The organism is Cyclobacterium roseum, from assembly GCF_010119225.1.
Lineage (GTDB): Bacteria > Bacteroidota > Bacteroidia > Cytophagales > Cyclobacteriaceae > Cyclobacterium > Cyclobacterium roseum.
Genome location: NZ_WNKF01000001.1, coordinates 398,709 through 418,780 on the forward strand (window position 1 = coordinate 398,709; position 20,072 = coordinate 418,780).

General features: G+C 46.8%; 14 protein-coding genes. 10 read left to right on the forward strand and 4 right to left on the reverse strand.

Features of this window, described 5'->3' with window-relative positions; all coding sequences use genetic code 11:
- Window positions 1-95: 95 nt before the first annotated feature.
- The 4 genes from GJQ68_RS01545 to GJQ68_RS01560 form a co-directional block, all read right to left on the reverse strand.
- A complete protein-coding gene (locus GJQ68_RS01545; protein WP_202927853.1) occupies window positions 96-1,034 on the reverse strand; it encodes a poly(ethylene terephthalate) hydrolase family protein in 939 nt (312 codons plus the stop codon).
- A 662-nt stretch (window positions 1,035-1,696) separates the two neighbouring features.
- Complete coding sequence (locus tag GJQ68_RS01550) at window positions 1,697-3,010, reverse strand: sulfatase-like hydrolase/transferase (RefSeq protein ID WP_235940995.1); 1,314 nt, start codon at window positions 3,008-3,010, stop codon at window positions 1,697-1,699.
- Between the two features lie 160 nt (window positions 3,011-3,170).
- The gene (locus tag GJQ68_RS01555; RefSeq protein ID WP_162415536.1) at window positions 3,171-5,345 is read right to left on the reverse strand and encodes a polysaccharide lyase family 8 super-sandwich domain-containing protein; all 2,175 of its coding nucleotides are present in this window, start codon (window positions 5,343-5,345) and stop codon (window positions 3,171-3,173) included.
- Between the two features lie 57 nt (window positions 5,346-5,402).
- Window positions 5,403-5,630 carry an MbtH family protein gene (locus GJQ68_RS01560; protein ID WP_162415537.1) on the reverse strand — a complete coding sequence of 76 codons (228 nt, stop codon included), beginning with the start codon at window positions 5,628-5,630 and terminating at the stop codon, window positions 5,403-5,405.
- A 230-nt stretch (window positions 5,631-5,860) separates the two neighbouring features.
- Here GJQ68_RS01560 and GJQ68_RS01565 point away from each other — a divergent pair, with 230 nt between their 5' ends.
- From GJQ68_RS01565 to GJQ68_RS01610, 10 genes are all read left to right on the forward strand, one after another.
- A complete protein-coding gene (locus GJQ68_RS01565) occupies window positions 5,861-6,541 on the forward strand; it encodes a LuxR C-terminal-related transcriptional regulator (protein WP_162415538.1) in 681 nt (226 codons plus the stop codon).
- A gap of 122 nt (window positions 6,542-6,663) precedes the next feature.
- Window positions 6,664-8,523 (forward strand): hypothetical protein, encoded by a 1,860-nt coding sequence (locus GJQ68_RS01570; RefSeq protein WP_162415539.1) that lies wholly within the window; start codon window positions 6,664-6,666, stop codon window positions 8,521-8,523.
- Between the two features lie 365 nt (window positions 8,524-8,888).
- On the forward strand, window positions 8,889-9,383 hold the full coding sequence (locus GJQ68_RS01575; protein ID WP_162415540.1) for a hypothetical protein: 495 nt from the start codon (window positions 8,889-8,891) through the stop codon (window positions 9,381-9,383).
- A 161-nt stretch (window positions 9,384-9,544) separates the two neighbouring features.
- On the forward strand, window positions 9,545-10,987 hold the full coding sequence (locus GJQ68_RS01580; RefSeq protein WP_162415541.1) for a TolC family protein: 1,443 nt from the start codon (window positions 9,545-9,547) through the stop codon (window positions 10,985-10,987).
- Window positions 10,984-12,147, forward strand: a complete 1,164-nt coding sequence (locus tag GJQ68_RS01585) for an efflux RND transporter periplasmic adaptor subunit (protein WP_162415542.1) — start codon at window positions 10,984-10,986, stop codon at window positions 12,145-12,147. Before GJQ68_RS01580 ends, GJQ68_RS01585 begins: the two co-directional genes overlap by 4 nt.
- A gap of 12 nt (window positions 12,148-12,159) precedes the next feature.
- Window positions 12,160-15,282 (forward strand): efflux RND transporter permease subunit, encoded by a 3,123-nt coding sequence (locus tag GJQ68_RS01590; RefSeq protein WP_162415543.1) that lies wholly within the window; start codon window positions 12,160-12,162, stop codon window positions 15,280-15,282.
- A 41-nt stretch (window positions 15,283-15,323) separates the two neighbouring features.
- On the forward strand, window positions 15,324-15,752 hold the full coding sequence (locus GJQ68_RS01595) for a DsrE family protein (RefSeq protein ID WP_162415544.1): 429 nt from the start codon (window positions 15,324-15,326) through the stop codon (window positions 15,750-15,752).
- 239 nt (window positions 15,753-15,991) lie between these two features.
- Window positions 15,992-17,185, forward strand: a complete 1,194-nt coding sequence (locus tag GJQ68_RS01600) for an alpha/beta fold hydrolase (RefSeq protein ID WP_162415545.1) — start codon at window positions 15,992-15,994, stop codon at window positions 17,183-17,185.
- Window positions 17,186-17,192: 7 nt separating this feature from the next.
- Window positions 17,193-18,329 carry an endo-1,4-beta-xylanase gene (locus GJQ68_RS01605; RefSeq protein ID WP_202927854.1) on the forward strand — a complete coding sequence of 379 codons (1,137 nt, stop codon included), beginning with the start codon at window positions 17,193-17,195 and terminating at the stop codon, window positions 18,327-18,329.
- Between the two features lie 4 nt (window positions 18,330-18,333).
- Window positions 18,334-20,040, forward strand: a complete 1,707-nt coding sequence (locus GJQ68_RS01610) for a glycoside hydrolase family 43 protein (protein WP_162415547.1) — start codon at window positions 18,334-18,336, stop codon at window positions 20,038-20,040.
- Window positions 20,041-20,072 lie beyond the last annotated feature (32 nt).

Here is a 20,072-nt window from a genome sequence, read left to right on the forward strand (position 1 = left end):
GGGTAAAACCGATTAAAAGAGCGATTTGGAATAATGGTAATTTTTTCGGGTTCATAGCTAAATTGTTTGTAATCGAGTCTATTGAAAAAACCATATCAGGGCATGTTCTTTTTTTGAACCGTCCATTCTTTGGATTGTGCGAGTCCGCTGGGATCTCCTGAAAACAACTTTCCTGCTTGTAGATTTCTTTTTAACTGCCATTTGTACCAGGCTGTCGCTACCCTGGCAAACTCCCCTCCATGCGGCTGGGCGTAGGTACCGCCATGACCCACATCCATATTGCCTACAAATACAGGAACATGGTCAATTCGGTTGAAGTCATCCATGCCGTTGTTGTAGGCAATGTCCTTTTCACCACCCAACAAGTACAAAGTAGGGGAGTGCAATTGCTTTAGCTGTGCTTTGTCGAGGCTGGGCATGCCGGGCATCCCGTCCCCTGGGTTCGCGAGAATACCACTATTGCATACCACCACGGTGGTGATCCTTGGATCCGGTGCCACTTCCAAGGTTTGCAACCCCCCGCAGGACATACCGCTCACCGCAATTTTTGAAGTATCCACTTTCTTATAGAGTGGACTATCCTCATTTTCATTACTGGCAATGGCCCAATCGATAGCAGCTATCATTTGAGCGGAAGTTGACTTGCCGGTCCCTTTCTCGCCTTCCTTGGGCATTGGTCCCAGCGCTATGACCAAAAAACCATGGGAAGCGACTTCACTTAAAAAATTCACGTGTTCCCAGGGGGAGTTGGCGCAAGCTCCATTTCCCCAGGCGATGATGGGCAATTTCTCCTTATCACCAAATTCACTCAGGTCCTGAGGTCTAAATACGGTGTGAGTGCGTAATGAAGGGTCTTGCTCCATGATGGCAGGGTAAGGTCCAGTACCACCATCTTCTACGACCCTAAATGCGCTTTCCTGTGCCAAGGAGAGATTGGTAAACCCAGGCAACACCAAAACCAAAAGGAACATGATTTTTCCCATTTGCAAAATATTCATCCAAGGATAATTCACATAATGTTTTATTACAGACATGTTTTTCGGTTTTTATATAAGGATGAAATGTTTAGTCCCCAATTTAACTAAATCTTTCAAAATACTTTAATGGAATCGAAATTAATTGGTATGGCTAAACGATCCCCAAGAATTTATTTTTCAGATCTGAAATGACAATCCTTTTTTGAACCTCATTTGACACTTGAGAGAAGATAAGATATTTTTTGATAATAGGGGCTGATGCTTTTTTTGTACGCGTTACCCATTTTTAAACCTTGGAAAAGATCATTTTTCCGGGTCAGGTTCCTCTAATATGCCCTTAAGTGCCTCATATAGTTCCTTCTTTTGAACCATATAAGGTATATAAGGGCATATAAGATTTTTTTGATAATTTCCTGTGTAATACGCACTTTTAAACCGAGGGAAGGGTGATTTTCGATCTTAAACGCCTTTAATTTTATAAACCATATAAGGGCATATAAGACTTTTTTGATATTATGGATTGCTGCCTATTTTTTGTATAATATCCAATTGTAAATCAAGATAAAGGTTATTTTTCTGTGTTAGATCCCACTTATATGCCTGATATGATTCCTTTATTAAACCACTTATATGGCCTTCAATGCCTTATATGGTTGCTTTTTTAACACACTTATATCGCCTTCAATGCCTTATATGGTTTTCTATTTCGCAACCGTCTACTACCGCATCTGCTTCAGCACCTTACGGAATTTGCGAATCGCTTTTTTACCCGTGGCATTCAACTCTGCAAAATCGAGCGGTCGCGTTTCCAGCAAATCGCTCCGCAGATCATAAATTTCCCCATCGGCATAGTACTTCCATTCGGTGTCGTAAACAAAGGTCCGGGGCTTGAAATTGCCCCAATTGGGGTCGTAATGGCAAAATACCCATTCCCGAACCGGTCCGGTATACCCGGAATCCGTCAATTGGGGATAAAAACTGATCCCATCCTGGGGTCCAGGCAAGGCATTGGGTTTCTTGCCGGATACTTCCAGCAAAGTGGGTAAAAAATCCGTCAGGTCGATCAGGTTTTCATTTCTGCTGCCCGCAGCGACCGTCCCGGGCCAATAGGCCAACATCGGCACATGCGTCCCCAAATCGTTGGTATAGCCCTTGTTTCCGCGCAACTCCTGTCCCTTAAACCTGGTGACCACATCCCGGTCGGTGCCGTTATCACCCACAAACAGGATCAGCGTGTTTTCGGCAATGCCCAGTTCCGCCACCTTGTCGATAATCCGTCCCACCAACTTGTCCATATAGGTTACCATCCCAGGGAAATACTGAGGATCGTTGACACGCTTTTGGGGATCGTAGGATGCAAAATCGGGGGAACCCGGATACGGCTCAAAGGGATCGTGGGTCAGCGCCATGGGGAAATAAGCGAAAAAGGGATCACCTGCCTGCTGCTCTACAAAATCCTCCAGATAGTCGGTAAAAAGGTCCGGACCGTACTGCCCGTCAAACTTTTCCAGTCCACTGCCTTTAGTTTCCAATAAGGGGTCTTTGTACCGGGAACCCAGATCGCTCACCTGCCACAGCCGATAGGAATCGAAGCCGGCTTCCTCCGGCAGGCTGCCAACCTTTCCCCCGGCCAATTCCCGCTGCCGGGCATTGCCATACAATTGCCACTTACCGACCACGCAGGTGGCATAGCCCTGTTCCTGAAGCCAGTGGGCCATCGTTTTCCCGTTAGGATCCAGCAAGCCGAAACCGATGTAATTGCGGAAATTGTATTTCCCTGTCATGAGTTTTACCCGGGAGGGGGTACACAAGGGCATGGCATGGGCATTTTCAAATACCATTCCTCTGGCAGCCATGCGGTCCAGCGAGGGCGTTTGATGTTCTTTATTCCCATAGGCCGGCAAGACCTCATAGCCCAGATCATCGGCAAAAATCAGGATAATATTGGGGGGCTGTTGGGCTTTAAGGGAAGGTATCGTCCCCGGTATACCCAGAAAAATGCAGAGGAGGAAGAAAAGAGGATTTGGTTTCAAAATGAGGGGAATTAGTGATGGAACTTTCTTTAAACGGTTATTTTTAAGGTATTAAGCTAACTTAAATTCGAAGATTTTCCAATGCTGACATGCATCAATCCGGGAATAATTTGCTTCCGCTTTCATCGGGAAAAATTCGATGCTCGGTTGCTAGCAAGCCTCATTGGCGAGGGCTCAATTCCACCGTAAGGGATTGGCCTGCATAAACGCCATCGGGCAATTGCAGGGTGATTAGGCTGGTATTGGTGCTTCTGTTCCATGTTGCCTTTCCTTTTTTGGATGCCACTTTGTATTTCCCTGGCAAGCTTATCTTGAATTCGCTGTTGCTCCGACCAGGATCTGCTACGGTCAGAGATTGAATGGAATTGCCATCGTTTTTAATCAGTACAATTCCCGGTTGCTCTACGGTCAGTTCGGCTCCATCGGTCAGGGAAAGGGTACCGGCTTCGTAAAATACGGCTTGCGTTTGCTCCAGGCCAGGGTGGTGCACCGCCTGTAGCCGCTGATTATTAGCCAGAATGGTTAACCCGGACTGTGAAAGGGAAGCCAGCTCTTCCAGATCGATTCTTGGAGCGACCAGATAAGCATACCCGGCATCCTGAGGACGGATGCCGTGATCGAAATAAGCGGTCAGAACTTTTTTTCGGACCTCTTTGGTGGAAACATTTTTCTGATCGGTGATGTCGGCCCAGCTTCCACTCTCTTCCTGGTTTTTAACCGTCAGGGTAGGTACGTTGGGAAACCAATAGCCGACTCCATTATGGTACAGCCATTCCAAATCTTCAAGTTTGTGTTCCCCCTCAGGTAAGACCCGGGAATCGCTGTCCTTTTGCTGTACCCGGATCAGGCCCCTGAGCAAGACCTGATCCACCGTCGTGGCTACGTAATGGGGCTTATCCGAAGCAATTCCGGCTCCTAAACAGACATAGACCCGATCAAAGAAAAACCATCCCTTTTTTGCTTTGGTACCATCGTGCGGGCTGATAAAATCAAAGCCTACCGCACCAAAATAGCCGTCTTCGGCAGCACCCACAAAATCCGTCAAGCCATCCATCTGGATATCATCGGGACCGTGTAATTCGGGTTTTTGAAGAATGGTGGTACCGGATATTTTCTGCCAGTCGTAAACGGGCCAGATATCATGGTACTCATCGCCATTTAATAACAGGTAATTGGTGCCATCCGCCCGGTGGTGGGTGGTGATGCCTGGACCATTATAGGGCATTTCCATGTTTCGGTTGCGGGTGGAGAACATCCGTACGGTAGTGTAAAAATCCGGTCGCTGCAGCACAAAATGTTCGGTCTGCCAGAAAAACTTGGCAAAAGCGCGGGTAGGGGATCGCTCGCCTTTACGTAGCTGTATGATTTCCTCCAGCTCCTCTTTGCGGTAATCGGTACTACGCAAAAGCCGTTCGATCTCCACCGTACCTTTAGGTTGGAAGGTGGATGGATTGGAGATGGCCCTGTTTTTTACGCTAATGTCTTCGTATATACCGTAAACCAGTTGCTTGTAGACCCCGTCCAGGTAATAATCCACCAGCTGGTTGATCCGGTCGGTGTCAAAGGCGTAGGAAGTTCCGGCTACATAGTCTGCCCATTCACCAAAGGCATTGGCGTATTTTCCATAGCCGTAGGAGGTGGTATTATTTACCCGATCCACCCGGTGGTGAAAGCTATAGTCGTGCTGTATGCCCCGCTCTCCCGTAGAAAATTTGATTTCGTTGGCAATGATGGAAATGACCTCGTCAAAGGCTTCTTTATTTCTTATGAAAAGCAGTTTTTTAGCCAAAATACCGGCTATTACGATCCGGTCTCCGCTGGGACGTGCGCCAGAGGCCTCCATATGGGCTCTGCCAATGATGGGTTGGGCTTTATCCACCAAATCCTCCGGTAATTCATCCCCCATCAAAAGCATCAGGTTGACCAGATTGGTGGGAGTGGTGATTTGGTTGTTGTGCCAGTTGTCCCCTACGAAATCGTTATCCACCCAATATTCCAACGATAAGGAGATCTTTTCCTTTAACTCCGGGTCTTGGTAAAAGGGGGAGGAAGGAATGGTATAGGCTTTCGCCAGGTAAACCAGATCAGCCGTATGGTGCCGATGAGGAAATCCAGCCGTTCTACTCAGATCCGCATAGTCTATCGCTGGAAAGGAACCGTCCGAATCCATTCGATCCAGGATATCCGTTACCCGCTCAATAGAAATGGAGGTAGTCATCAACTCGGCCACTACTCGTTTTCGGATGGTATCGAGTTCTTGGGCACGGCTGAAATTGGTAAATGAAAGTATCAAAGTAATGACCGGCAGTATGCTGCCTGTCGCAATCGTTCTCATAGGATGGGTATTTTGGGTTTACAAGCTGTTAATTTGACCGACCGGTAAAAGGAAAATTTAGTTGCCCTCTTGCTGATTTCTCGCCATTTCCTCCATTTTTTTACGCAGGGAAAGCGGACGCATATCGGTCCAGACTTCTTCGATGTAATCCAGACATTCCTGCTTATTCCCTTCCTTTCCTACTGAAGTCCAGCCCAGTGGAAGTTCCCGGTTTGCCGGCCAGATGCTGTATTGTTCCTCATGGTTGACCACCACCTGGAAATGCGTATTTTCGTCGTCCCACATAGTATAAATAATTTAACGTTTGGCTATTAAATGTACGTATTATTTGAAAAAATGCAAGTCATTGTTTTGTTAAAATGTTAGAAAAGGAGATAATGGTTGGTATAGGTAGTAGGATCAAAAAATTTGTAAGTAAGAGGTCTGGAGCATACCTGTTTTTCCGAAAATATTTTTATATTTAGGTATAAATAATTGATATAAAACACATTAGTTTTTTTTTAAAACCTGTAAGGATGATATCAGGAAATGAAATCGGATCGGACGCTTCAGCCATTTTGTCCCCGGAGGAAATTCATGCACTTTCTAGCTGTTGTGAAGGAGATAAAAACTTAATGATCAGTGTGTTTGATAAAAGGAATAAGGAATTTTTGTACCATAATGACTCCTTTAAAACCATTCTTGGTTACAGCAGGAAAGAAATGATTCGGGGAGGTTGGGATTTTTGGTTTCAGAAAATCAGGCCTGATGAATTAGCTGGAATTCGTCCCGTATTCGAGTCCCTCATTCAAAACCCGGATTTTTTTAATGGACGAAATTCAGTTCCTTCTTTTTCTTACCATATCCAGGATGCTTATCGGAAATGGTACCTGATACAGCACCAGGTATCTCTTTTAATAAAGTCATATAATGAACTTATAATCAGTTATTTATATGATGTAACCAACAAAGAGTGTATCGAAAATACCTTTTACCGATTTCGTTTTTCTGTACAGCAAAAAAACTGTGGGATATCCAATCGGGAGATGGAGGTGCTGTTCCTGATTGGGGAGGGATTTTCCTCCAGGCAGATAGCTGATAGACTCTACATCAGCATCCATACGGCTATTTCTCATCGGAAGCATCTGATTGAAAAATTTGCCGTAAAAAACACGGCCCAACTCATTAAAGAAGCCTCCAAATCGGGTTTTATTTAAAAAAATCCCCCAAAATGGGGATTGCGGCTTTCCGAATATCCCATTACATTTATTTTTAGTAACAAACTGATTATAAATCAGTTGAAAACGCCATTTTATTTTTAGCCGCAAACCCCTTTTCCATGAAAAAGCCAATCCGAAAATCCGCCTTGTCCGGAATGATGGAACCCCTGAGTCTGAAGACCAAGGCAGACAAAAAAGCTTCCCAACAATTAAACAAGTTGTTGTCCCGATCTCATTTAGAAGGAAAACGCGTGGTGTTTGGTTGCAGCAGCCGCATTCGGCATAGCCTCGCTCCGGATGGTTCCTCCATTACATTCGCTTCCAAAGGCGATTTGTACAATCATTGGATATGTTGTTTAAACTATGAACTGGATCGGGACTGGATGTGGCAAGCCCTCGAGACAGAAGCTTTTTGGGTAAGACGATCCAAAAAATTTACCCACGATACCGAGGAAGGGGAAATTAACGTAATCGCAGGAAAACTCAAAATGATTCGCACGGCTTCGTTCGAGTCCCTGGACGGACCGCAGCGAAACAGTAGCCAGCTAGTGTTTTTCGACGCCGTGGAGCCCAAAAGCGAGGACACGAAAGCGTTTCCGGATACCATTGACCTGAGCTACAGCCTGGAAGCCCGGTTCAGACCAGATCATGGAGCCACCAATGATGCATTGGAAACCATTGAAATAACCCTACCCATAACCAGCCCGCCCGCTCAGGTGCCCAAAATCGTTTCGGCTGGCTATGCGCTGTCTCCTTACATTCGGGACGAAAAATATGCCAATAGCGAATCCAGAAAACGCTATTTGTGGATCGAGTTTGACCAACCGGTGGAAGACCCTCAGGATTGCTATTTTGCCCGGGTCCTGGCTCAGGCGCCGGATCAGTTGATCAGCAATAATCATCCGTCCCTATTTTTGGCACCGGAGGAACCCTCCTTACCAATAGATCCCGAACCCATAAGGATCGTTTCTCCGGCTTCTTCCAATGATTTAGCTGGCCTGAACGCCATGCAGCCCATGCTCAAAAGTAAAGATAGCGACGTACACTACATCCTGCCGCTTCCACCGGGTCTTCATGCCCACAGCGATGAAATGTTTGGGTTTTTTACCTATGAATTTAGAGTAGGTCATTTCGAGCGGAAACCGGTCGATGAGGGCGATCCGGCAGAAAAGGTTTGGACCACCGCTCAAGGCAGGTTTGGCCGTCGTTTAAAAATGCAGGGGATTCAGCATCCTGCTCCTGTCCTGGCCTGTGTACCCAATCGGGATAAAGAAAAGGTTTGGGTAACCGCTCCCTATGCGGTAGCTGTTCATAAGGGTAAAAATGTAACGGCGGATCCGCCACGAACGGAGTTATGGGCATTGCTCTATGCACAGGTAACGCGGGTGGATAATCAGGATTACCGCAATATCTTATTGGATGACCAGCCCTTGGATTGGAGAATACAGATTAGGCCGCCATCCCAGCGAAATACAGGGGAACCGTACACGAATCAGCAATTGCAACTTCTTAACCAGGCGGCAGTAAAAATACAGAAAGGCCAGGAGGGTATATCGGAAGCCGGTAAATTCCTGAAACTTAAAACCGCCGGCAATAAAAACAAGAGTGCCACCAAATATGGAACCACGGTTTGGACAAACAAAAAAATCAGTCAATTACTGCAGTTGTATGGTTTACCTACCGACGCATCCCTGAGTGTAGTGGTCGTAGAAGTATTGCCGCAAATTAAAAATGTCTTTGACCATGTGTCTGGTTTGGACGATGCCCCGGTAGCAGAGGCAACAAGTAATTTTATAAACGCAGATCAACGGGAAGCCTTTAATCAAAGCTACCGGCAGCGGTTCCGTTCAGATACTTCCAAAGCTACCAGCGCGGTAAACCACAGTAGCCCTGTGAGCGATGAATTAGGGCATCACCGTATCTTACGAAGTTCTCGTTTGACAAAGGTACCGGATATTTGTCGCACGGATTGTGAATAATAATCCAGCGGCCTTCTCATACTTTATTTAAACATGAATAGGCTTTAGATTGAATGCCTATGGTGGTATCCATCTTACAATAACGTTAAAATGGCAAGTTTCATTTTTATGATTATTTCATGGAGAAATTTGCCGACCTTGAAATAGGTCTCGCTTTGAAAGAAACGCAGGTACCTGCCGGAAAATGGTAGAGAAATGACCTCAAATAAAATCGAGCCTACCTGCGATTTTTACGGTTTCATTTTGAGTTAAGGGTCATCTTTTCTTTTAGCAAAGAGTAGGGGTTTTTTAAAAACGGTTTACTTTTGTCACCATACTTCGGAATTTTCCGGTAATATTTTGTAACCATTACGCACCTAAAAATCATGCAATTACCCAGCCTAGTCAGCCTTAAAAAAGAACTGCAGCATCGAGACTCTAACGAATTGATCGAGCTAATCCTGAATTTGAGTAAGTTCAGCAGGGACAACAAGGCCTTTCTATACTTTAAATTATACGAGACTGAGGATGCATCCCTATTCCTGGATACGGTAAAAGAAGAATTGGAAAGTGCATTCTACTCCGCCAATAGCAAAAACTATTATGTAGCGAAAAAGGCTGCACAAGGCATTCGCAGAATTTTAAACAAAAACCTTAAATTCACCAAAGATCCGCAGGTAAAGATTGAATTAATCACTTTTTTCTGTCAGCAACTAGAGGAGTTTGGCTATCTGGAATACCGATATCCAGTCATTGATAACTTGTATGCCATGCAGGTGGGTAAAGTTGAGAAGCTTATTGGCAAGCTTCACGAAGACCTTCAATTTGACTATCGGGAACAGCTTGAAAATCTCAAAAAGCCAATCAACAACGTTCCTTAAGTGAGGAAACCATTCGACCAAAATCAGATTTTCTTCAAATTGTTGCCCTACTTTGCTTTCTGCCTGGGGTTCACGTTCCCTTCATGGGATTGATTACCCGGTGATTTTTGCTAACTTCAATAAAAACTAAGGATCTTTTGCCCTATAAAATCCCTTCTCAAATGAATTTAGATGCTGCATTCATTTTGCGGCGAGGTAAGCTTCGGACTATTTGGTCCCTGGTTTTTCTGGTTTTTGCTGCAAGCTGTGGGAATAAAATTACTACCAGAGATGTTCCGGTGGCCGTTCCGGAGACCTTTTCCCTTTCCACAGGTGCATCAGCATTAGAAACGGATTGGTGGAAATCCTTTGAAGATCCCGCCCTGAATTCATTAATTGATAGTGCGCTTTATTATAACCTTGACTTGAAAAGTTCCTGGTATCAGGTAGCGCAGGAAGCCAGTAATGTGGCCATTATAGCATCTGAAAGGGTTCCACAGGTTTTTTTAGAGTTACAGGGTGGCGCCAGTCGGCCAGTTCCTGATTTTGTAGGTGGTGAAAATACCCAGTTATCATTGAGAAGTAGTTATGAAGTGGATCTTTGGGGTAGGGTTAAACAGAGCAAGCTAGCCGCTCAAAACCGGCTAAAAGCTTCCTTTCTAGACTACCAAACCCTGGCCATTAGCATTGCAGGAGAAGTAGCACTGACCTGGTTTTCCTTGCAGGCCTTTCAGGAACAGTTGGATCTGATTCAGGAGCAAACGGAATACAATCAACAGGTGCTGGCATTGATCCGGGCCCGATTTGCCAGCGGACAGGTGAGGGGAGTAGACATACTGCGCCAGGAGCAGTTGATCCAAAATACCCAAGAACAGGCAACCGCCATTCAGATAGAAGTGAAAACACTCCAGAACCGGTTAACCGTCTTATTGGGAGCGGCACCGGGAAGTATCTCCCTTCCATCGGAAAATGCCCTTCCCGAATTAGGCCCCTTGCCTGATGCAGGCCTTCCGATGGAATTAATCAACCGTCGGCCGGATATTCAAAGTAGCTTCAATCAAATGGAGGCCGCAGATAGGGAAGTGGCAGTTGCCATAAGCAATACGTACCCCAGGCTGACATTTAACTTTACCGGAGCGCTCCGATCGAATACGCTCACCAATCTGGTAGAGTCCCAGGCAGCGTCACTGACCAGTAGTCTGCTGATGCCTCTTTTCTACGGAGGAAGGCTAAATGCTGAGAAAGAACAGGCAGAGGCTTTCCGGGAGCAACAAATACAAGCTTATGGACAGACCGTGTTGTTGGCGCTTCAGGAAGTGGAGGATGCCTTGATCCGGGAAAGCCTTCAAAAAGAGCGGATAGGCTATCTTGAAAGCCAGCTTGACCTGGCCGAACGGGCCTTCCAGCAATTACGTGTCGAATACCTAAATGGTTCCATTGCCTACCTCGATGTATTGGTAAGCCTGGACCAAATGCAGCAATTGAAAAGAGATTTGGTAAGTGCTGAATTAGATCAGTTGCTATTTAGGGTTGCGCTATTTCGCGCGCTTGCAGGAGGCTTTGAAACGCCCAACGAAACCGGAGGAGAATTTAGCTTTAATGAAAACACAATTCCGACAGAATGACGCAAAAGAAAACCATATGGATTAGCCTGGGATTATTGGCAGGCAGTATTCTCGTAGTCCTGATCTTTTTTTGGACAGCCCCCGAAGCGGAGATGGAAGGAGCTTCCAAGACCACTGCCATGCTAGTAGATGTGGTACAAGCCGAAAGGGGAGATTTTTCGCCTACCGTGGTGGCTACCGGCATTGTACAGCCAGCTACAGATATTTCGCTTAGCAATCAGGTAGGAGGGGAGGTCACCCGTATCGCCCCTGAATTTCTTCCGGGAGCTTATGTGAATAAGGGAGAGCTGCTGCTTCAAATTAATCCTGCCGATTTCGAAAACACCCTCATGCTTAGGAAAAGTGATTTGGCTCTTGCTCAATCCGATTATGAGGTGGAGCTGGGCAGGCAGGACGTGGCCCAAAAAGATTACGAACTTATCGGGGATGAATTATCCACTGAAAACAGAAATCTTGTCCTTCGCAAACCGCAATTGGAAGCGGCAAAGGCCAATGTGGCTGCTGCCGAAGCGGCCGTTAACCAAGCCTCGCTGGATTTGGAGCGGGCCAGCATTCGGGCACCTTTCGATGCACATATTTTATCGCGGAATGTCAACCTCGGTTCCCAAATCGCACCCGGCTCAGATATTGGCCGCCTGGTAGGTATTGACGAATATTGGGTAATGGCCAACGTACCCCTTTCCAAGGTAAATTGGCTGGAGATTGGAGAAAATACAGATGGTTCAGGAGCTCCGGTTAAGATCGTTCACCCCGCTGCCTGGGAGCCCGGCCAATTCCGGGAAGGTAAGGTTTCGCGGCTGGTGGGTTCATTGGATAACCAAACCCGGCTCGCAAGGGTTATCATACAGGTACAAGATCCTCTGATGCGACGGGAACCCGACCCGGATAAACCACCGCTAATTATTGGAACGTTTGTCGAAGTTCAAATTGAAGCTCGGAAACTGGAAGATGTTACCCGTCTGGAACGCCAGTACATCCGACCTGGAAATACCGTCTGGGTCATGGAAGAAGGGGAGTTGGCTATCCGGGAAGTAACTATTCTATTTGAAGATCAGGATTATGCTTATATCAATGAAGGATTGGAAGACAACGCACAGGTAGTAGCCACCGATCTGGCTACCGTGGTGGACGGTTCGCCGCTTCGCCTGGATGAAGATTAACCTACCATCGTCATGAAAGAAGGAACAAAGCCCGATACTGAAAAAGGAGCCATTGCCTTTATGGCCCGAAGACCCATCATCACGAACCTGCTGATGGTTATCTTGCTTGCAGGTGGTGTTTATACCATGTATACCATTCAAAAGGAGGTTTTTCCACAGTTTCAACTGGACATTGTGGAAATATCCGTGGTCTACCCGGGTGCGGCACCCGAGGAAGTGGAACAGGGCATCGTTCTTCCAGTGGAAGAAATCGTACGGGAAGTGCAAGGCATTAAAGAGATCATCTCTTCAGCGAATGAAGGTTCGGGTACCGTGGAAATTTGGCTGATTCCAGGTACGGACCGCATGAAAGCCCTCCAGGATATCAATCAGGCGGTAAGCCGGATACAAACCTTTCCTGACGACATTGAAAGGCCCCAGATTGTGCTTCAAAATCAGCAGATGGATGTAATGCAGGTGGGGATTTATGGGGATGTAGATGTCTGGACGTTGCGTATTCTGGCAGAAAGGCTTCGAACTCGCTTTTTAAGTGATGATCAAATCACCCAGGTAGAAATTGGCAACGTGCCTGATTTCGTGACGCATGTGGAAATTCCCCGCAACACCTTGCTGAAGTACAATCTCACCTTAGGACAGGTAGCGGATCTAATCGAAAACTCCAGCCGGGATATCCCTGCCGGATCGATTGAAACCCTATCCGGAGAAATTCTGCTGCGCATGGAAGAGCGCAAACTCGTTGCCGACGAATTTGCGAAAATCGATATCATATCTTCCGAATCCGGCTCTACGGTCACTCTGGGAGATATCGCCACTATTCGGGACGGTTTTGAAGAAGTCGGATTTCACGGGCAATTTGAACAACAGAATACGGTGGACCTGGAGGTATTCCGAATTGGTAATCAATCTCCGCTGGAAATAGAAGCTGCTGTTAAAACAATTTTAGAGGAGTTTAAACCTAGTTTACCTCCGGGGGTGCAGGTACGGATTGAGAGTAATCGGGCAGAAGATTTCCGCGAGCGACTTTCCTTGCTCACTGAAAACGGCTTGATGGCCATCGTAATCGTACTCGTTATTTTGGGATTATTTTTGGAGTACCGATTGGCTTTTTGGGTCATGATGGGCATGACCATTTCGTTTGTGGGTGCCATGATCTTTTTTCCAGCAGTTGGGATCAGCATCAATATGATCTCCATGTTTGGCTTTTTGATTGTGTTGGGAATCGTAGTGGATGATGCCATTGTGGTCGGAGAAAATATATACGAATACCGGCAAAAGGGCTATTCCTATATGGATGCAGCCATTCTGGGTGCCAAAGATGTGTCCAAACCGGTGATTATCAGTATTCTGACCACCGTAATTGCGTTTGTTCCCCTGTTATTTATCCCGGGTGAAACCGGTAAATACTGGTGGCCCCTCCCGGTGGTGGTGATCGTGGTGCTTTTTGTTTCGCTTTTTGAGGCCCTATACATTTTACCGTCTCATGTTACGAAGACACCAAAAGCAAAAAAGCACCCCTGGATTCTTAAACTGGAAACCTGGCAAAGGGCCATTGCAGAAGGATTTAACCGTTTTGTCAATCGAACCTATAAGCCTTTCCTGGATCTTTGCCTGCGAAATCGTTATCTCACTTTTTCCGCAGCCATTTCTCTTTTAATTCTGGTAGGTGGGTTTGGCTATAGCGATCACATGGGGATGGTATTGATGCCGGAAGTAGCGGCTGACGAAATCGAGGCTGCTGTTCGCCTTCCGGTTGGAACCACTAATGACCAGGCCGCAAAAATTGCCAGGGAAATCACTACGAATACCCGAAACATGTTTGAAACCCATAACCTGTATGAGGTGGCAGAAGGGGTAAAGACAAATGTCCGGGGAAAGGATTTTATAGATGTGGAAATTGTCATGAAACCACCGGATGAGCGGGACATGAGTCCCAAAGAATTGATCGAGCTATGGCGGGATAATATTGGTGATATTAAAGGAGTAGACCAAATTAACTTTGAAGCAGAACGCGGTCCGGGAGGCGCACGACAGGATATCAGCGTGGATTTAAGTCACCCGGATATTGATGTCCTTGAGCGGGCCACGGAAGAATTTTTGCAACGTGCAAATGAATTTTCCGAGACCCGGGATGTAAGCGATAATTACAATAAAGGCAAGCTGCAACTGGGATTTGAACTGTTGCCGGAAGGTCGCAACCTGGGGCTTACGCCAAATATCGTAGGCCAGCAGATCCGGGATGCCTTTTTTGGTGCGCTGGCTATGCGGCAACTACGGGGAATCAACGAGTTTGAGATCCGGGTAAAATTGCCCCTGGAGGAACGAAAAGACATGGATTACCTGGAGGACTTTATCATTCAGGCTCCCAATGGCACCGCAGTACCTTTGCTGGATGTGGTACGTATCAAAGAAGGGGAAACGTTTACCAATATCAACCGCCGGGATGGCAAAAGAGTAGTAAACGTAGGCATGGACGTAGAACCTCCAGCGGCTCAGACCCGAGTGCTGAATGCTTTGAACGAGCGGGTTTTGCCACAGCTGCGAGCAGATTTCCCTGGTTTAGCCTGGACCTATGAAGGAAGTCAGGCGGAAATGCGCGAATCCACAGAGGCTTTGTGGTCCGGTTTTATTATCGCCATGCTACTTATTTTCTGTCTATTGGCAGTTGCTCTTGGAAGTTATACCCAGCCCATTGTGATCATGATGGCCATTCCATTCGGAATCGTAGGGGCCGTAATAGGACATATTCTGTTAGGGTATGATCTTTCCCTGGTCAGTCTGATGGGAGTAATTGCGCTCTCAGGAGTGGTGGTTAATGATTCCCTGATTATGATCGACTATGCTAACAAGCACCGCGGCGAGCATACCACTGCTTTTGAAGCCATTCATGAGGCGGGCGTACGAAGGTTCCGACCCATTATTTTGACAACCCTGACCACCTTTGGCGGGTTGACACCTATTATTCTGGAAACCTCCAGTCAGGCGATGCAATTGATTCCAATGGCCATTTCCTTAGGCTTTGGGATTATTTTCGCCACGGGCATTATTTTGGTAATCGTACCCTGTCTTTATATGATCTTTGATGACCTGGTCCAAGCGGCAAAACCAGCTGAAAAGCAGGAAGAGATATCTGCGTAAAATGGTAAAATACCCGTATATTCGGACAAATTTATAGATTTATGAAATCATTTGTTCGTCCAATATTGCTATTAGTAGTGCTTGCCTGTCCTTTTCTGCTTCGGGCGCAGGTAGTGGATCAGGAAGTCCACCGGGTTGTATTTCAGGTTACTAAAGGAGAGGCTGCTGACCAAGAACAAGCCATAGGCCAACTCAATAACATCCTGAGGGCCCTGCCCAATGCGGAAATTGAGGTGATCTGTCATGGAAAAGCCTTGCCGCTACTTCTTGAAGCCCAAAGCCAGGTAAAATCAGGTATTACAGACCTGCTTAGCCGAGGGGTTGTCTTCGCTGCCTGTGAAAATACCATGCGAAGGGCCGGAGCAAGTAAAGATGACCTAATATCCGGCGTAATTACCGTTCCTTCGGCTCTGGCAGAAATCATCATTAAACAGGAGCAAGGCTGGGCGTATATCAAGGCGGGTAATTAGTGCGGATAGGGTTTCTTGGGTAATGCTTATTGCTTATCAAGGCCCGGATAGGTTTGCCAAGTTCAGAGGCCCGGGTGCCAATTTCAATTCATAGCCTCTTGGTAGTGCCTGCATCAGCGCCAATCACGTGCTGGAGGGTATTCAATTCCCGCCATTCGTGCGCTTTATCTTTCAACAAATTTATGCGACGATCTTCAGTAGTATTTCTAATTTTCTTGATGACTCTAATTCCACGATTGATGGCAAAAACGAATCAGAAAGCGGCCTCCGGTAAAGATTCAGCAGTCAGCTACCAGGTAACCCTCAGTCCAGCGGAAAACGGGTCTTTCAGTATATGGCCGGAAATTCCTGCTGACGGAATGGTAAAAGCGGGGACAGGGTTAACCGTCAAAGCTACTCCTGCTTCTGGTTATAGCCTGGATGCCATTTATTACACGGTAAAAGGAGGCATGTGGGGAACGACAAGTCATGAGTTTTTTTCCTCAGAAGTTACCCTAACGGTGACAAAGGACATGACTCTGGGTGCCGTTTTTGTTGAAGATTCCCTGGTGAAAAACATCCAGGTAATTCAGGATATGGTATATGCCCAACCAGGCGTAAAACCCTTGAAATACGATGTTTATTCCCCTAAGGGAGCCAGGGAACTTCCGGCAATCGTCATCATCCACGGCGGAGGCTGGTCCTCCAATAACGAAGACATCATGCGTGGACTGGCTCGGGAGCTGGTCAAAGAAGGAAAATACGTTGTATTCAGTATAGATTACCGCTGGATCAATAAACTGGATGGAGATCCTGCACCCAACCACATGCACCAGCTCATTGAAGATGTATTTGGAGCCATTGCCCATATTCAGGAGCATGCCCTGGAATACGGTGCCGATCCCATGCGGATTGCGGTAACCGGAGACAGTGCCGGTGGCCATTTATCAGAAGCGGCGGCACTACTCAGTCCGCATATTGGAAATGGTGGCTTTGGAGAGCAGGAGGGGTTGTATGCGTTTATGCCCAGCTATGTTCCCCCCTCAAAATCAGTAGATCAGGTAAAAGAGGAAATCAGTAGGGCCATAAAGGCAGCGGCTCCAAGCTATGGTCCGTCCGATGCCGTTGATTTTAAAGGATTTATGGAGCAGACAGATCGCGGATATTGGGATGCGGTTTCCCCCATCAGGCAGGTACCTTCTGTCCGGAAGCGGGCAATACCTCATTTCATAGTTCGTGGTACGAAGGATCCGCTTATATCGCATGAGATGGTTCAATCTTATGTAGAGGTGCTTCAGGATAAGGGACAAAAGGTCAGCTACATACAGGTAGAGGGTGCAGGTCATGCTTTTTTCGACTGGAAGCCGGATGCGCAAACCAGAGCTACTTTTGCCCGCTATGGCCAGCCGTATGCAGCCGAAATGAGGAAATTCTTTGATGGTATCTTTTACTAGAAAAACGATGAAAATAATCTTAGTTACAATTGCAGTACTATTAAATTGGGGAGGCCATGCGCAAACCACCTCTAATAGCTCCACGGATGGGGCTGCTCAGTCACTGAAGGAGCTGTTTGATGGGAAGTTTTATATTGGGACGGCCATGAATCGCCGTCAAATTACCGGAGAAAATCAAGCGGAAGTAGCGCTGATTAAAACGCAGTTTAATTCCATCACCCCGGAAAATGTGATGAAAAGCGAACGCCTGCAGCCCCGTGGGGGGGAGTTTACCTTTGATCTGGCAGATGCTTTTGTGGCATTTGGAGAAGCGCATGACATGCACATCATCGGACATACCTTGATCTGGCATTCTCAGGCCCCTCGCTGGTTTTTTACCGATAGACAAGGCAATGATGTTTCCCCCGACGTTTTAAAACAACGGATGGAAAGCCACATAAAAACCGTGGTGGGCAGGTACAAAGGGCGGGTTCATGGCTGGGATGTGGTCAATGAAGCCATTCTTGACGATGGATCCTACCGGGAAAGCAAGTTTTACGAGATTCTGGGCGAGGAATTTATTCAACTGGCCTTTCAGTATGCCCATGAGGCCGATCCGGAGGCGGCATTGTACTACAATGATTATTCCATGGCCAATGCCGGTAAAAGGGGAGGAGTGGTTAAAATGGTAAAGGCTTTACAGGAAAATGGACTAAGAATAGATGGCATTGGCATGCAGGGGCATGTGGGGATGCATCACCCTTCCCTGGATGAGTTTGAAAAAAGCATCACCACTTTTGCAGCTCTTGGGGTACCCGTGATGGTGACCGAACTGGATCTGAGTGTGTTGCCTTCCCCCGGGAATGCGGGAGGAGCTGAAATTTCCGATACCAGGGCCTATCAGGAAGAGTTCAACCCTTATACAAAAGGGTTGCCAGATGAGGTGAATGCCGCTTTCACCGAACGCTACCTGGATTTTTTCAAAATGTTTCTGAAACATGCCGATAAAATCAGCCGTGTAACCACCTGGGGTGCGGCAGATGCGCAGTCCTGGAAAAACAATTGGCCGGTCCGGGGTAGAACGGATTATCCACTGCTTTTTGATAGGGAGTATCAGGCGAAACCTATCGTGCATGCATTAGTTGAACTCATGAAAAATCAGTAAATCCATGGAGAAAAATCCATTCCAAATTGACCGACTAATAGTACTGCCCTTAATCCTTAGTGCCGCTTTTTACTTTTCGGCCGTCCCCGTTTGGGGCCAGGAGCAAAGTGAGGAAACCTTTAGCAATCCTATTTTCCCCGGTTTTTTTCCAGACCCGGGTATTTACGCAGTGGGGGAATATTTTTATTTGGTCAATTCCACTTTTTCCTTTTTCCCCGGAGTACCTTTATTCCACAGTAAAGATTTTGTGCATTGGAGACAGCTAGGACATATCCTGGACCGACCCGAGCAGATGGATGTAGAAGGTTTGGGTATTTCCGAGGGAATATTTGCCCCCACCATCCAATACCATGATGGGGTGTTTTACATGCTGACCACCCTGGTAGGCAAAGGGGGTAATTTTGTGGTAACAGCCACCGACCCTGAGGGCCCCTGGAGCAAGCCCATCTGGTTGCCTGCTGTTCGGGGCATAGATCCTTCTTTGTTCTTTGACGATGACGGCAATTCCTATATTATATACAATGGTGACGCCCCGAATAACCGCCCGCTTTACAGTGGGCATCGAACCATCCGGATCATCGGGTTTGACCTTGGAACCCTGAAAACAGTGGGGGAAGACCGGGTACTCGTGAACGGCGGTGTGAACATAGATGAAAAACCCGTATGGATAGAAGGTCCCCATATTTTTAAGACCAGGGGCTACTATTACCTTTGCGCAGCAGAAGGAGGGACCAGCGTCAACCACTCCCAAGTAATTTTCAGAACCCGAGACCTCAATGAAGCCTTTATTCCATACGAGGACAATCCCATTTTGACCCAGCGGCATTTGGACCCGAACCGGCCGAATCCCATTTCGGCAACCGGGCATGCTAACCTGATAGAAACTAAAAATGGCGACTGGTGGGCGGTATTTCTCGCCACCAGACCTTATGACACCGAGGATCATTATAACATTGGAAGGGAAACTTTTTTAGCTCCGGTGAAATGGACCGACGACGACTGGCCCATCATTAATCCTGATTACGAAGAAGTGCAATACCAATACCCCAGGCCGGATTTGCCGGAACATACCTTTGAAGACCATTTTCCGCTCTCCGGAAATTTTACCATTTCCGATGATTTTGATAAGGAAAAACTGGCGGATTACTGGTTTTTCATCCGTGTGCCAACGAGCAAATGGCACGGGATCGAGGACAAAAAGCTCACCTTTCAAGTAAGGCCGGAAACGGTGTTTGGAACCTCCAATCCCAGTTTTATCGGCAGAAGGCAGCAACATAATAAAGGGCAGGCCACACTGGAAATGTCCTTTAATGCCCGGAATCCAAACGAAAAAGCCGGCTTGTTACTTTTCCAAAACGAGACCCATCACCTGTTGCTCTGCATGAGCCAAAATACAGCCGGCAAGCCAATGGTGCAAGTACTGAAAGCCAACGAAGCGAAGGAATACGAGGTCCTGGCAACGCAGGAATTGGATGGGGCGCAGGATAAGGTAACCATGAAAGTAGATTTTGACATGCCAGCGTACCGGTTTGCTATCAAGCAGAACGGAGATTGGCTGCCCTTGTATGATTTCAAAGAAGGAGAATACCTCAGTACCCGTGTAGCCGGTGGCTTCGTCGGAGTGACCATGGGACCTTATGCCAGTTCCTCGGGCAGTCCGTCCTCCAATACCGCTTCGTTTTACAATTTTACCTATACGGGAGAAGATTAGGCAAATGGAATTTAAGTCTTAAAATGCTTCTA